The organism is Bacillus cereus group sp. MG9 (assembly GCF_040459995.1).
In the GTDB taxonomy this organism is placed as follows: domain Bacteria; phylum Bacillota; class Bacilli; order Bacillales; family Bacillaceae_G; genus Bacillus_A; species Bacillus_A mycoides.
On the sequence record NZ_JARVHC010000001.1, the window covers coordinates 733530 to 748633 of the forward strand.

A 15104-nucleotide genomic window follows, 5' to 3' on the forward strand; every position below is an offset into this window, starting at 1 on the left:
TGTTGAGAAATATTTATATAGACAATAAAAAATCCCTTCCAATTAATAAGGAAGGGATAGCTTGTTTAACTAATCTTTGAATTAGGTGTTTCATCGATCTTATGAAACCCTTTCATGTAATACACGATAGCTAAGCTGATAAGCCAAATTGGGCCAATGATTAATGCAATTCGTGTATCTTCTGAATACGCCATAATACCTAGTACAAGTGCAAGGAAGCCAAGTGAGAAGTAAGAGCTTAATGGATGTAAAGGCATTTTATACGTTAGCTTGTCTTTTTTCTCAGTTGATAATCCTTTACGGAATTTAATTTGAGCGACTAATATAATACCCCAAGTCCAAATTGCCCCGAAAGTTGAAATACTAGTTAACCATGTAAATACTTTTGCAGGCACAAGGTAGTTTAATATAACACCAACAAGTAAAACGATAGCCGTTGCTACAATCCCTTGACTCGGAATACCGTTTTTATTTAAACGACCGAATCTTTCAGGAGCTTTCTTTTGTTGTGCCAAAGTAAATAGCATACGCCCTGTACTAAATAAACCACCGTTACAAGAAGAAAGTGCAGCTGTTAATACAACAAAGTTAATAATACCTGCTGCTTTTGCAATGCCGATTTGTTGGAATGTTAATACGAATGGACTTCCTTTCTCGCCAAGTTCGTTCCATGGATAAATTGCCATCATAACGAATAATGCCCCGACGTAAAAGATTAGGATTCTCCAAAATACGTTATCGATAGCTTTTGCGAGTGTTTTCTTCGGGTTTTGAGCTTCACCAGCTGTAACACCAATTAGTTCAACGCCTAAATAAGCGAATAATACCATTTGTAAGGAAAGCAATAATCCAGAGAAGCCATTTGGGAACCAGCCCCCATGTTCCCAAAGATTTGAAATACCAGTTGCAACGCCGCCATTTCCAAATCCGAATAGAATAATACCAAAGCCAATCACTATCATACAGATAATTGTGACAATTTTAATGAGAGCAAACCAAAACTCAAGTTCTCCAAATACTTTTACTGATAAGAAGTTGAAAGCGCTCATTAATAATAGAGCGAGTAGTGCCCAAGTCCAGCGCGGGATATCTGGGAACCAGTACTGCATGTAAATTCCAGCCGCCGTAATTTCAGCCATACAAGTAACAACCCATAAGAACCAGTAGTTCCAACCAGTAATATAGCCAGCAAGTGGGCCGATATAATCATTAGCATATTTACTAAAAGAGCCGGCAACCGGTTGTTCAATTGCCATTTCTCCGAGCGCTCGCATAATGAAAAAAATAACGAGTCCAGCGATCATATAACCTAGTAAGATGGAAGGACCAGCTAGTTTAATAGCAGAAGCGGATCCTAAAAATAGCCCAACGCCAATAGCCGAACCGAGTGACATTAAAGTAATATGTCGTTCTTTTAAACCTCGATTTAAAGTTCCAGATTTGTTTGTGTGCTGCATAAGAAGAATCCCCCTTGTAGAATGAGCTAACTAAATATTTAACTATTTCAAATTATAAAACATTTCTATCTGTTATGCTACAAAAATAATCAAAATGAACTGTACTACATCTGAACTTGTCAGACTTAAACTTAAAATTCTCACTATTAGAGAATATATTGACTCTTCTTTTTATTGATTGTTAAGATTAAGTATTATATTTTCTCACATACTAGTAAGAAAAGAATGTGTGATAATAATTCAGGTGTAGGAAGGGTACATAGCCATGTTTCAATTACAAAAATATAACACTTCTGTGAAGCAAGAGCTTTTAGCGGGCATCACAACTTTTTTTACATTTGCGTATATTCTTGTCATCAATCCGAAAATATTATCTGATGCAGGTGTACCATTTGATCAAGCGTTTACGGCAACTATTATTGCGACAGTTATTGGGACGCTATGTATGGCGTTTTTAGCTAACTATCCAATTGTTATTGCTCCAGCTATGGGGATGAATGCATATTTTGCTTACTCTGTTGTTCAACAGGCAGAGGGGATTACGTATGTCATTGCGTTTTCAGCAGTATTTGTAACAGGTATCATTTTTCTTTTATTATCTTTCACTTCATTTAGGCAAAAGCTAATTATCGCAATTCCTGACAGTTTAAAACATGCAATTGCAGGTGGAATTGGACTATTTATTGCTTTTATTGGATTACGTCTATCTGGAATTATCGTGGATCATCCATCTAACTTAGTTACGATTGGTGATTTTCATTCTCCAGCAGTTATTTTAACTTTAATTGGTTTAATTTTAGCGGCAGTATTAATGGTATTACGTGTGAGTGGTGCATTATTTATTAGTATGATTGTGACAGGAATTATCGCCTTCTTTACGGGGCAACTGAAGTTTGAGGATAAAATTGTAGCGATGCCTCATTTACCAGAGGGTATTATCGTTTCAAATCCAATTAATGCTTTTTCAGATGTAATTCAGTATGGATTATATGGTGTTGTATTTTCATTTTTACTTGTACTTTTATTTGATACGACAGGTGCATTACTCGGTTTAATTAAACAAGCTGGTTTAATTACAGATAATACAGAGAAACGTTTTGGCAAAGCGTTTATTGCAGATGCGATTGGCGGAACGACAGGTTCTATCTTCGGAACAAGCCCAACAGCAGCAACGATTGAATCGTCAGCTGGTATTGCTGCAGGTGGTAAAACTGGATTAACAGGTATTGTAGTTGTTGGTCTAACGATTATAACGGCATTTTTCAGCCCTGTTATCGCGTCTTTATCAAGTGTAGCTGCTATTACAGCTCCTTCATTAATTATTGTAGGTAGTTTAATGGCACAAAGCATTCGTGATATTAATTGGAATGAATTTGAAGATGCATTACCAGCATTTTTAATTTTCGTTGGTATTCCGTTAACGTCTAGTATTGCAAATGGAATTGCAATTGGATTTTTAGTGTATCCAGTATTAAAAATTGTGAAGGGGAAAGGGATGGAAGTACATCCGTTACTATATTTATTTACAATTTTATTTGGATGTCATTTATTCTTATAGTATAGAGATAGGAAAGGGGGCTTCTTATGAGAGGCTCCTTTTTTGTGTATAATAAAGTGAAAAAAACAAATCAATTACGTAAAATATAAATTACTTAATGGAATATATATGTTACAATAAAGGCAGAGGAGGAACATGAATGGCTGTAAGTAAAATAAAAGTCGCACGTGTTCAGTTAGATTTAACACAACAACAATTAGCAGAAAAAGTAGGCGTCACAAGGCAAACAATTAGTTTAATTGAGAAGGGGAAATACAATCCATCTTTAGATTTATGTTTGAAAATTTGTTATGCAGTAGATAAAACATTGAATGATTTGTTTTGGGAGGAAAAGGAGTGATAGGGTGAAAATCGTGAAAGATGAACGTTTAATGATTGAGGGATTAAAACATATTAGATTGGCTTTCATCTTACAAAATGTCGTCATACTAGGCATTGTTTTTTACCGTTACGTCTTGCAAGGGGCAGGGTATGAAAGTGTTTCGGATTTATTAATGGTATTTATGGGCGGGATAATAGTTATTAACTTTTTAAACTTAAAAAATTCGGTGGAAGTGTATGAGCATACAGGGGGAGTATCTCGTAGTTATTTCATGAAACTATTATTAATTCCAGTAGGGATTGTTATTGGACTGTTAGCTATTTGTATCATTGTAACACCGGATATTGCGATAAAGGAAATTGGTATAACAGGACTTATTATGTTTGCTTGTTTTTTAATTCCTAGTTTGTTTATATACATATATATGAAAAAAATAAAAAGTGAAGATGAAATATAAGAAAAGCTTTCTGCGATATGCAGAAAGCTTTTCTTATATTTCTTTATACATTACTTTATGTAGTCCTATTGGATCAATCTCGAAGATTTCACCATGCTCATGGAAGCCTAATCGTTTGTAATAATCCGCTACGGTAATTCGGGCATTACACCATAGAATATTTGCTTCGCGTTCTTGGAGGACTTGTTCAGCTTTACGGATTAAGGAGCTGCCAGCATGCTGGTTTCGGAAATTAGGTAATGTTGCCATTCCTCGTAGACGATAGTGGGTACCAGCTTGTAAATCAGGATGTATTTCTTTAGAGAAAGAGGCGATACTAACAAGTTCATCATATAAAAATGCACCTAAATGAAAGGCGTCTGTTTCGTAATCTGAATCGTATTTACAATCTTCTAATGATTGATTGGGACGCAAAACCTTTTGACGTAATAAGTATGTTTCAGATGCATCAATATGTTTCACTGTAATCATAATATCATCCTTTCTTATAAGCCTTTTTCTATAAGTTGTAAGAAGAAATATGCGGGTGCAACGAGAAGTCCTAGTATGCTAGCTGTTCCGAGAAGGAGTGAAATTAAGAGACAAAAGTACTTAATTCCATTCGATTTTTTCCATCCATAACTACAAATTTCAATGCTAATACCGATGAGAATAATGGCGACGAGTACTTCTGCTAATAATAAGAGAGCTAAAGTTGAAATAGACATAATGTGATTCATCCCCATAATATGTGATAGTAACATTTTACCATATGAAATTGAAAAAATGCCCCTCATTTATGTGAGGGGCATTTTCTATTCTAATATGTTTTTCATTGTATCAATATGTTCTTTTGAACCCGTTACAAGTAAAGTATCGCCATGCTGTAACTTCGTATCACCATGTGGTATTAATGCTTTATTACCACGGTAAATTTGAATGACAAGTACATCACCTAGAAACGGAAGGCGACGAAGTGCTAAGCCGTTATATTTATTACTTCGTAGTTCAACCTCACGCACCGTTTCATTTGCTGTTGTAATCAAGCGAACGAGACTCGGTTTATCAATAAGTGCACGTAATAAAATACGTGTAGAGTTAATAGTCGAGAATACAGCGATATGTTCTTGAGTCGCTTTTTCTTGTAGAAGGGGATCTTCTACACTTGCAATGACGTGTTCAACACCTAATTCTTTTGCGTGTTCTGCTAATAATAAGTTTTGTTCATCATCACTTGTCGCAACAACAACACGGTCTGCTTCGAAAGCTTGTTGCTCCATTAAAGATTGAATAGTAATCTCATCTAATTTTACAATAGGGAAGTCATGAGATTTCGCTTCCTCATCATTTATTTTATTTTGACGTATCATATATAGTGTTACGTCATAATCTTCACGTTTTAAATCAAGTGATAACGGAAGGGTAATTCTGCTTGCACCAATAATAGATACTTTCGGTTTTGGTGTTTCCACTTTTGGAAACATCTTTTTAAATAATATAGGTGCAAAAATACAAGTAATAACTGCACTTAAAATAAGAGATGCTGATAAACTTGGGCTAATGATGCCTAGCTTTTCACCGATTTGTGCAGCCGCAATAACTAAAGAAAGTGTTGATGTTAACAAAATAGCACTTCCGAGTACGATATTGCGTGGGTACCATTTTCGTAAGACGAGTGATGGCAACAGTTTTGAAATAAAGAGTCCCACAATTAGAATTGGGATCATTAGCATACTAGAAGGCTCGTTAAAAATAGACCATACTTCTAGATTTACACCAACCATTACGAAGAAAATAGGAATGAAGAAGCCATATCCGATGGAATCAAGTTTTTCAACCATATCTTCATTTGGTGATAATAAGGATACGAGTACACCTGCTAAAAAGGCTCCCAAAATATTTTCTGCCCCAACAGATTCAGATAATCCAACTAATATTAAGATGAGTGCAAAAACAGCTCGTGTATCAATTTGTACACTACCGGCTTTTAAGCTTTCTAGGTATGGAATATTTTTAAACCGTCTTGCGACAAAGTAAATTACAATACCAGCACCGAATAGAAGAAGTAGAAGCCACATGCTTTGGCCACTTTCGGAATTTAATCCGACGAATACAGCGAGTAAAATCATTGTAACTAAGTCTGCAATAACAGCGACTAATAAAATGATTTGCCCGATTGCGGTTTTTCCTAAGTTATTTTCTTTCAATGTTGGTACGACAACACCTAAAGAAATAGTTGAAATAATTAAAGTCATGAACATTGCATTGTCTACGAATCCTAGCCATACGAATATTAATGATAGGGCATAAGATAAAATGAAAATAAACAAGAAGATAATGCTTGCTGCTTGAAATGTGTTCGGTTCGTTTGTCGTATTCTTTTTCCCTTTTTGTTTAAAGATCGAAAAGTCAATTTCTAAACCACTTAAAAACATTAGGAAGATAAACCCTAGTGTTGATAAGACTTGAAGCCACATATCTGGCTCAATGATGTTAAATCCACTTTTACCTACAAAGATTCCTGCGATAATTTCTGCAACAACGACAGGAAGTGCTTTTAATTTAAAGCGCTGTAACAAAAGGGGAACGAAAAACGCGATTGCGACGACAACCATAAGTGATAGAACAGAAGAATGATGTTCCATTGCGTTCTCTCCCTTCAAATAAATATAGTAACTATTTAGCCATATAATAGGAAGAAAAGCAACGGATATGGTTTCGATTTCATAAAGAAAGAGTTTTCTTAACATTTGTCATAATAAGTATATTTTGCATGATTTTGTTGTTAATTCCGTAATGTGGATGTAATAGGGGAGGGGATAAAGTGAAACTTTAATCAGTGGGGGTCTTACTGCTCGTTAATGGGGGATAAAAAAAAGACTGCTGAGGAATCCCAGCAGTCTTTTCATGCAAATTACATTGAGAAGAAGATCCATACAGTAAGTCCAACTGTTGCAGTTGCAACGAAGAAACTGTATATCATTGTAAGAACTTGAATTCTTCCTTCTCCTTCTTTTAAGTGCATGAACATAATTAATTGTAATAACGCTTGCGCAACTGCCATTATGATGATAGTTGTTAATATCGTTGAAAGTGGCAGGTCTGTGTAAAGTGCCACGTATAACGCTAGAAACGTTAGTGCAAGCGATAAAATAAATCCGAAAACGTGTGACCATGGGAATCCGCTATGCCCATGCCCGTTTGCTTGGTTGTTATTTTGACCCATTTACGCCACCATCCCGTTCAAGTAAACTAGTGTGTAAATAAAGACCCAAACAAGATCAAGGAAATGCCAGTATAAGCTGATAATAAATACTTTACGAGCTGTAACTGGTGTTAAACCTCGTTTTAAAATTTGGATAATAACACAAGTTGCCCAGATGATACCACCTGTTACGTGGGCACCATGCGTTCCAAGAAGAACGAAGAATGCCGATAAGAAAGCACTTGTTTGAATCGTTGCACCTTCACCAACGTACAAAATGAATTCTTCAATTTCAAAGAATAGGAAGCCTGCACCTAAAAGTAAAGTCAGGATAAACCAAGCTAACATTCCTTTTTGATTGTGTTTACGCATTTCGTGAATTGCGATCCCACATGTAAAGCTACTTGTTAAAAGTAACAGTGTTTGAATTAAAAGTGTTTTAACTTCAAACAATTGCGCTGGTGTTGGGCCATCAGCCGTACGACCAGCAAGGACTAGATAAGAGGCGAAAAGTGTTGCGAACAGCATAATTTCAGCCCCAAGAAAAATCCAGAATCCTAGGATATTCAATCTGCTTTGCTCGGATTGATATTCCAAAGGTAAGCTTTTATCTAAAGCCGCCATGTCATTTCACCTCTCATGCTATATGTTCTGTTTCTTTAATTTCATCAACGCTTACGTAGTAGCCATCATCATAATCGAATGAACGATAGATTAAGCAACCTAAAATACCAATACCACCGATTGCTGCAATCCAGAACCAGCTAAATACTAATGCAAAACCTGCAAGACCGAAGAATAAAGACGCAATAATAGGCACACCAGAATTACTTGGCATGTGAATTGGTTTTAATTCATCTGCTGTTGGTGTAATTGTTTCTCCACGTTTTTTCATGAACCAGAAAGCATCAGCTTCTTTAATTTCAGGAAGTTTCGCGAAGTTGTAATGTTGTACAGGAGATTGAGTTGCCCATTCAAGTGTACGGCCGTCCCATGGATCTCCAGTTGTGTCACGCTCACCGTGACGTGCACTCCAAATTACGTTATAGCAAAGGATTAGGAAGCCAATAGCCATCATTACAGCACCAACAGATGCGATTTGGTTTAGCCAGCCCCATCCAAGACTTTCAGAGTAAGTGTACATACGACGAGTCATACCGTCTAAACCTAAGAAGTACATTGGGAAGAAACAGATGTTAAATCCGCTCATAAAGATCCAGAATGTCCATTTACCTAGGCGTTCATTTAACATATGACCTGTCATTTTTGGATACCAGTATGTGAATCCAGCAAGCATAGCGAATACTGTACCTGCGATTAATACGTAGTGGAAGTGAGCAATTAGGAAGTAGCTGTTATGGTATTGATAATCAGCTGCTGCCATTCCAAGCATAACCCCTGTAACTCCACCAACTACGAAGTTTGGAATAAATGCCAATGACCAAAGCATTGGAACTGTAAAACGAATACGTCCTTTATACAGTGTAAACAACCAGTTAAAGATCTTAACACCGGTTGGAATCGAAATCGCCATTGTCGAAATCGAGAAGAATGAGTTAACCGCTGGACCTGCACCCATAGTGAAGAAATGGTGAAGCCATACGACGAAACTTAGTAAAGAAATTGCAACCATCGAGTACACCATCGCACTGTAACCGAATAGACGTTTACGTGAGAATGTACTAATGATTTCAGAGAAAATACCGAATGCCGGTAAAATAACAATATATACTTCAGGGTGACCCCATACCCAGAATAGGTTGGCCCATAACATTGGCATACCGCCGCTCGCCATCGTAAAGAAGTGAGCATCGAATAGACGGTCAAATGTCATTAATGCAAGAGCAACTGTTAATACTGGGAAAGCGAAAATAATGATAATTGTTGTAATTAAGATTGACCAAGTAAACATTGGCATTCTCATTAATTTCATACCAGGTGTACGCATTTTTAAGATAGTAACAAGGAAGTTAATACCGGTCATTAGCGTACCGAGACCTGAAATCTGTAATGCAATTGCGTAGTAGTTATTTCCTACACCAGAAGTAAACTCTGTACCTGCCATTGGGAAGTAAGAAGTCCACCCAGCGTCTGGAGAACCACCGATTACGAAAGCGATGTTGAATAACATTGCTCCGACAAAGAATAACCAGAAACTTAAAGCATTTAAGAACGGATATGCAACGTCACGAGCACCAATTTGTAATGGTACTACAAGGTTCATTAATCCCATAACGAATGGCATTGCCATGAAAAGAATCATTACCGTACCATGTGTTGTAAAGATTCCGTTATAGTGTTCAGCGTTTAAATAAGTTGTTTCCGGGAATGTTAACTGGGCACGAATCATTAAACCATCCATACCACCACGGAATAACATTATAACGGCAGAGATAATATACATGGTCCCTATTTTTTTATGGTCAACAGTTGTCAACCACTCATCCCAAAGCCATCTCCATTTTTTGTACTTTGTTAGTACGAAAAGAATCGCTAATGTCACAAGAACGATAGAAGCGTCAGCTCCGTAAATAATCGGGTCACCTGTGACAAAAAATTCATCAAGCTTCACTGTGTTCACTCCAATCTGTTGGAATAATAGCTATTATTTTTTGTTTTTGTAGTAGTTGTAATCACAATATTCAAGTGATTTTGGATCTACATAACTTAAGTGGTGACTAGAGAAGGTCATACGCCCCACTACACCAGGTTTAATAATTTCGTTGTATTTCTTTTCTGATAATTTAGGGGCAGTTTCTTGTACTTCTTTTACCCACTTATCATATTTCTCTTTAGTTTTTGCTTCAACTTCGAATTCCATGTGAGTAAATCCTTCACCAGAGAAGTTCGAGCTACGACCTAGGTAAGAACCTGGTTTGTCAGCTTGTAAATATAAGTCCATGATCATGCCATCCATTGTATACTTCATACCACCAAGTTCTGGTACCCAGAAAGCATTCATTGGACCTACAGAAGTCAGTTTAAATTGAATTGGTACACCAGCTGGGATGTTTAAATAGTTAACGGTTTCAATTTTTTCCTCCGGGTAACTAAATAACCATTTCCAGTTTGCAGATGTAACATAAATTTCAACTGGTTTAATATGTTTGGACTCTTGCGGAACCTCTTCCGAAGCATAAGTTGCTTTAACTGTTGGAATCGATAATGCGATAACGATAATAACAGGAATAATTGTCCAAATGATTTCTAATAATGTGTTACCATGTTGATCAGGTGGCTCATAGTCCATATTCTCTGGTTTTTCACGATAACGAATCAAGATGACTGTAAACAAGATGAATACAATTGCGATAATTAATGACATAAGCAAGAATGACCAAACAATTAAATCATACTGTGCTTTTGCAACAGGTCCTTGCGGATTTAATACTGCGAGTTTTTTATCACAGCCACCGAGGAACAGAAGTAATGATAACGGAAGAAGCGAAGCCAACTTCCAAAATGCTTTCTTTAGTTGCACGATTGAAAATCTCCTTTCTCCTTGGATTGAAACTATGCCAATAAAACAATATAAACCTATTAATTTATAGATGGCAATAGTTTTTGTTATATTGTTAAAAAATAGACACAAATGCACGCTTTTTAAGGTGAATATCATTTGTAACTTGATAACATTGTAAACTATTTTCCAGATAAAAACGTGATTGTGGGAATTTTAAGATAAATAAAGTTATACCAACATACCCAATAAATAGAAAAAAATTATCTTATCATAAGGAAAAATACTGAATTTTTAATATATTCAGTTTGTTACCTAAGTTATATTTCTTTTTTGCTCAAATGTGACAACTTTCCGAAACTTTAACTCGGTATAAAATGTAACAAATGATCATAAATGGAACCCCGCAATAAAGAGCAATTCTCTGATCTGGAATGAAAGCTAAACTAACAAATGTAAGGAAATTGAGTGAGAAAGCTATGATTGGAACTATTGGATAAAGTGGTGTGCGGTATTTTAATTCTGCTTGTTCTACTTGTTGATTCATATGTTCCTCCCCCCATATTTTTTTGTATGTTTTAACTAGATTTTATTCGGTGCTTTTAATCATTAGTGGGGGTGAAAAACATACTTGGTTTATTTTGTTGTGAACTGAGTATGTAAAGGAAAAACTAACTATGACTAAATACCTTAGAATGTTTATTAACCTAGTGAAGGAAACGTGATTCTTTCACTAGGTTAATAATTTTGTTTTTCAGTAAAAAATTCTGAAAAATTATATTTTTTCTTTCTATTTCAAACAATCGGAATTTTAAAAAGGTATTTGTGAATAATAATTCACAGAATCTTTCTAGCAAACTAGTAAGAAGAAAGGTACAATGATAGGAGTTGTGCCTTTAAAATAATTGATATAATGGAGTTTGGTTTATGATGAAAAAGTTAAAATATATTTTTATTTTCGGTATTATATTTGCTGTCGTGTTCTTTTTCGAGAAAGATAAAATTATGAAAAAGGCACAAGAATTTCGGTTAGACCTTTTCTCTGAGATGAAAGAAAGTGCAATGATTACAGAGGTTCCGTTTATTAGACAGTTACCTGAATTACCTAGAGGTTGTGAAGTGACAAGTTTAACTATGCTACTACAACATAAAGGTGTACAAGTAGATAAGATGCAACTTGCTAGTGAAATTCATCGCGTTCCATTTAAACAAGATGGTTTGCATGGAAATCCGTATGAAGGATTCGTTGGAAATATTTACACGAAAGCTGAGCCGGGATACGGTGTATATAATCAACCGATTTTTAATTTAGCAGAAAAGTATGTTCCTGAAAAAGTAATTAATTTAACGGGTAGAGACGTGCAAGATCTATATAAAGTAATTAGTTCTGGTTCTCCAGTATGGGTAATTATTAATACAACGTTTAAACCATTAGCCGAAAGTAGTTTTGAAACATGGAATACGAGTTCAGGTGAAGTGAAAATTACATATTATGAGCATAGTGTTGTAGTAATTGGATATGATCAAAACTTTGTATACGTAAATGATCCTCTTGCAAACAATCCACGAAAAGCTGTTCCTCGTGCTGAATTTGAAAAGGCATGGGAGCAAATGGGGAAACAAGCAATTACTATTTTATAAAATGAAAAGTCATCTTGAGATGGCTTTTTCTTTTTGAATATTCGTTATAGAAAATTCTGAAAATTCTTTCAGAAGTTAACAATTCACGCTATAATAACATTTAACTTGGTAAAGAAGGGGAGAAGAGAAATGGATGTCGCAAAGGAACTTGTTTTATCAAAGAATCAGTTGATTGAGTGGAGAAGGCATTTTCATAAGTATCCAGAGTTATCTTTTCAAGAGGAAAAAACATCTCAATTTGTATTCGACATACTTCGGGAAATCCCGTATTTAGAAGTCTCAAGGCCTACTAAATATAGTGTAATGGCAAGGTTAATTGGTAGGCAGCCTGGTAAAACTATCGCTGTTCGTGCTGATATGGATGCTCTTCCTATTCATGAAGAAAATAAGTTTGATTTTATTTCTATATATCCAGGTGTGATGCATGCGTGTGGTCACGATGGTCACATGGCAATATTGCTTGGTGTAGTACATAAGTTGGTAGAGGAAAGAGAGAAAGTTAAAGGAGAGATTCGCTTTTTATTTCAACATGCAGAAGAAAACTTTCCGGGCGGTGCAGAGGAAATGGTTGCAGCGGGAGTGATGACAGGTGTGGATTACATTATTGGTGCTCATCTTTGGGCGTCATTAGAGGTTGGAAAAGTAGGTGTAATTTATGGTCCTGCGATGGCGGCGCCGGACGTTTTTAAAATTACGATAGAGGGAAAAGGTGGGCATGCTGGAATTCCGCATGAAACAGTTGATAGTATCGCCATTGGTGCGCAAGTAGTTTCGCAAATTCAGCAAATTGTATCTCGCCTCACGAATCCGTTAGATTCTCTCGTAGTATCTGTTACGCAATTTCATTCTGGGACAACTCATAATGTTATCCCGGAACAAGCGGAGATTGAAGGGACAGTGAGAAGTTTAAGGCATGAATTAAGAGAAGAAACAAAGAAGAAGCTTGAAAGGATTGTAAAACATATTACAGAATCCTACGGTGCTAAGTATACATTTTCTTATGAATATGGATATCGCCCAGTTGTGAACGATTATGAAGTTACAGAGCTTATTGAACATACAGCATTACAGCTGTATGGAAGAGAAAGAGTTGTTCGTTTACAGCCAACGATGGCAGGGGAAGATTTTTCAGCATTTTTACAAAAGGCACCAGGGACGTTCTTTTTTATAGGGGCAGGAAATGAAGAGAAGGGAATTATATATCCGCATCATCACCCTCGTTTTACAATTGACGAAGATGCATTACCAATTGGAGTGGAAGTCTTTGTATCATCCATTATGAATTTTATAAGTAAAGGAGAATGAGATGAAAAAAATACACGTGCTAGCACTTATTCCAGTTCTTTGTTTAGTAGTTGGACCAGTATTTGCAAATTCGGTCACTCCTTACGTATGGGGGATGCCATTTTTATTATTTTGGGTACTATTATCAGTGCTCATTACGTCTCTTTGTATGGGTCTTGTGTACGTATTCGATCCTGCTAATAAGGGGGACGTAAAATGACTGCATTATTTATCATTATTATATTTTTGTTTCTCGCACTATTTTTAGGAATTCGGGCACAACATGGAAAAGATATGAATTTAGAACAATGGTCAGTTGGAGGAAGAGGATTTGGAACTATTTTCGTTTTTCTCCTTATGGCAGGGGAAATTTATACGACGTTCACATTTTTAGGAGGAAGTGGCTGGGCTTATAGTAAAGGAGCTCCTACATTTTATATTTTAGGGTATGGTGCATTAGCTTATATTTTATCGTATTTCTTATTGCCTCCAATTTGGAAGTATGCAAAAGAACATAACCTCATTTCACAATCAGATTTCTTTGCGAAGAAATACAGGAGTAAGACGCTTGGGGTAATTGTTTCAATTATTGGTGTTATTTCGATTATCCCGTATCTTGTTTTGCAATTAAAGGGATTAGGAATTATCGTTTCGGAAGCTTCCTATGGAAGAGTGACACCTGTTATTGCGGTATGGATTGGTGCTATTGTTATAACTATTTATGTAATGGTTTCAGGTATACATGGATCGGCGTGGACAGCTGCTTTGAAGGACATTATGATACTATTTATCGTTATGTTTTTAGGTATATATTTACCGTATCACTATTACGGAGGATTTCAACCGATGTTTGAAGCTGTAGAAGCTGCAAAACCAGGTTTTTTATCTTTACCTGAAAAGGGAATGAGTATTTCTTGGTTTGTTTCTACTATTATATTAACGGCTCTCGGTTTTTATATGTGGCCTCATACATTTGCCTCAGCTTTCTCAGCGAAAAGTGAAAAAGTATTTAGGAAAAATGCAGCAATTATGCCTCTCTATTCTTTAGTTTTGCTTTTTGTGTTCTTTGCAGGTTTTGCTGCTATTTTACAAGTTCCAGGGTTAAAGGGAGCGGATGTAGACCTTTCATTATTCCGTCTTGCTCTTCAAACTTTTGATCCATGGTTTATTGGGATTATTGGTAGTGCGGGGGTATTAACAGCACTAGTTCCCGGTTCCATGCTTGTTATGGCCGCTTCTACATTGTTAGCGAAAAATATTTATGGAACGATGGTACCATCCGCCTCTGATAAACAAGTTGCAAAAGCAGCTAAGCTATTTGTACCTGTTGTAACGCTTGTTGCAGTATTGTTTACATTTAAAGGGGGAGAAACGATAGGGGCTCTTCTTTTAATGGGGTACAGTATAGTTACGCAACTTTTCCCTGCACTTGTATGTAGTTTGTTTCCACGTCAAATTATTACGAAGCAAGGAGCGATTGCAGGAATGGGGATTGGGTTGTTAATTGTCGCATATATTACCTTATCTGGTTCAACTATAGCTACGATGTTTCCAAGTTTTCCGCAATATATAAAAGATTTAAATGTAGGTATAGTCGCATTGTTAATGAATATGATTGTGATGTTTATCGTTAGTGGATTCACAAGAAATGTATCTGTAAAGACCGACAATATAATAGTAGAAAAGTAATTCGTATGTTAGAGCTATCTTCGAAAAGAGATAGCTCTTTTTTGTATATATT

General features: G+C 36.1%; 15 protein-coding genes and 1 pseudogene. 7 read left to right on the top strand and 9 right to left on the bottom strand.

Annotation, left to right across the window (positions count from 1 at the left end; translation table 11 throughout):
• Positions 1-65: 65 nt before the first annotated feature.
• Positions 66-1457, bottom strand: coding sequence for an amino acid permease (locus tag QCI77_RS03605; RefSeq protein WP_353824517.1), 1392 nt, complete (start codon positions 1455-1457; stop codon positions 66-68).
• 265 nt (positions 1458-1722) lie between these two features.
• Between QCI77_RS03605 and QCI77_RS03610 the strand changes: the two genes are divergently transcribed.
• The 3 genes from QCI77_RS03610 to QCI77_RS03620 all read left to right on the top strand — a co-directional run bounded on the left by QCI77_RS03610 (position 1723) and on the right by QCI77_RS03620 (position 3794).
• Positions 1723-3015 (top strand): NCS2 family permease, encoded by a 1293-nt coding sequence (locus QCI77_RS03610; RefSeq protein ID WP_002029772.1) that lies wholly within the window; start codon positions 1723-1725, stop codon positions 3013-3015.
• 139 nt (positions 3016-3154) lie between these two features.
• Entirely contained in the window at positions 3155-3355 is a 201-nt protein-coding gene (locus tag QCI77_RS03615) for a helix-turn-helix transcriptional regulator (protein WP_000301182.1), read from the top strand.
• Between the two features lie 4 nt (positions 3356-3359).
• Complete coding sequence (locus tag QCI77_RS03620; RefSeq protein ID WP_353824518.1) at positions 3360-3794, top strand: hypothetical protein; 435 nt, start codon at positions 3360-3362, stop codon at positions 3792-3794.
• A 33-nt stretch (positions 3795-3827) separates the two neighbouring features.
• On the opposite strand, the gene QCI77_RS03625 is transcribed toward QCI77_RS03620, so the two are convergent.
• The 8 genes and pseudogenes from QCI77_RS03625 to QCI77_RS03660 form a co-directional block, all read right to left on the bottom strand.
• Complete coding sequence (locus QCI77_RS03625; protein ID WP_002029848.1) at positions 3828-4265, bottom strand: GNAT family N-acetyltransferase; 438 nt, start codon at positions 4263-4265, stop codon at positions 3828-3830.
• Positions 4266-4279: 14 nt separating this feature from the next.
• The gene (locus QCI77_RS03630; protein ID WP_002090894.1) at positions 4280-4570 is read right to left on the bottom strand and encodes a DUF4022 family protein; all 291 of its coding nucleotides are present in this window, start codon (positions 4568-4570) and stop codon (positions 4280-4282) included.
• Positions 4571-4588: 18 nt separating this feature from the next.
• Positions 4589-6418: a monovalent cation:proton antiporter family protein gene (locus QCI77_RS03635; RefSeq protein ID WP_088291940.1), complete on the bottom strand. Its 1830-nt coding sequence runs from the start codon at positions 6416-6418 to the stop codon at positions 4589-4591.
• 269 nt (positions 6419-6687) lie between these two features.
• Positions 6688-6999 carry a cytochrome aa3 quinol oxidase subunit IV gene (gene qoxD, locus QCI77_RS03640; protein WP_353824519.1) on the bottom strand — a complete coding sequence of 104 codons (312 nt, stop codon included), beginning with the start codon at positions 6997-6999 and terminating at the stop codon, positions 6688-6690.
• A complete protein-coding gene (gene qoxC / locus QCI77_RS03645) occupies positions 7000-7602 on the bottom strand; it encodes a cytochrome aa3 quinol oxidase subunit III (protein WP_002029841.1) in 603 nt (200 codons plus the stop codon).
• A 13-nt stretch (positions 7603-7615) separates the two neighbouring features.
• Positions 7616-9550 (bottom strand): cytochrome aa3 quinol oxidase subunit I, encoded by a 1935-nt coding sequence (qoxB, locus tag QCI77_RS03650; protein WP_002063826.1) that lies wholly within the window; start codon positions 9548-9550, stop codon positions 7616-7618.
• A 33-nt stretch (positions 9551-9583) separates the two neighbouring features.
• On the bottom strand, positions 9584-10459 hold the full coding sequence (locus QCI77_RS03655; protein WP_002010605.1) for a cytochrome aa3 quinol oxidase subunit II: 876 nt from the start codon (positions 10457-10459) through the stop codon (positions 9584-9586).
• 294 nt (positions 10460-10753) lie between these two features.
• Positions 10754-10961: pseudogene (locus tag QCI77_RS03660) on the bottom strand (amino acid permease); the annotation flags it as partial.
• 407 nt (positions 10962-11368) lie between these two features.
• On the opposite strand from QCI77_RS03660, the gene QCI77_RS03665 reads away from it, so the two are divergent.
• The 4 genes from QCI77_RS03665 (at position 11369) to QCI77_RS03680 (ending at position 15052) form a co-directional block, all read left to right on the top strand.
• A complete protein-coding gene (locus tag QCI77_RS03665) occupies positions 11369-12079 on the top strand; it encodes a C39 family peptidase (protein ID WP_033708611.1) in 711 nt (236 codons plus the stop codon).
• A 129-nt stretch (positions 12080-12208) separates the two neighbouring features.
• Positions 12209-13384 carry an amidohydrolase gene (locus tag QCI77_RS03670; protein ID WP_002167120.1) on the top strand — a complete coding sequence of 392 codons (1176 nt, stop codon included), beginning with the start codon at positions 12209-12211 and terminating at the stop codon, positions 13382-13384.
• A 1-nt stretch (position 13385) separates the two neighbouring features.
• Positions 13386-13583, top strand: coding sequence for a DUF3311 domain-containing protein (locus QCI77_RS03675; protein WP_002029838.1), 198 nt, complete (start codon positions 13386-13388; stop codon positions 13581-13583).
• Positions 13580-15052: a sodium:solute symporter family protein gene (locus tag QCI77_RS03680; RefSeq protein ID WP_353824520.1), complete on the top strand. Its 1473-nt coding sequence runs from the start codon at positions 13580-13582 to the stop codon at positions 15050-15052. The genes QCI77_RS03675 and QCI77_RS03680 overlap by 4 nt, the downstream gene beginning before the upstream one ends.
• The last annotated feature ends 52 nt before the right edge of the window (positions 15053-15104 follow it).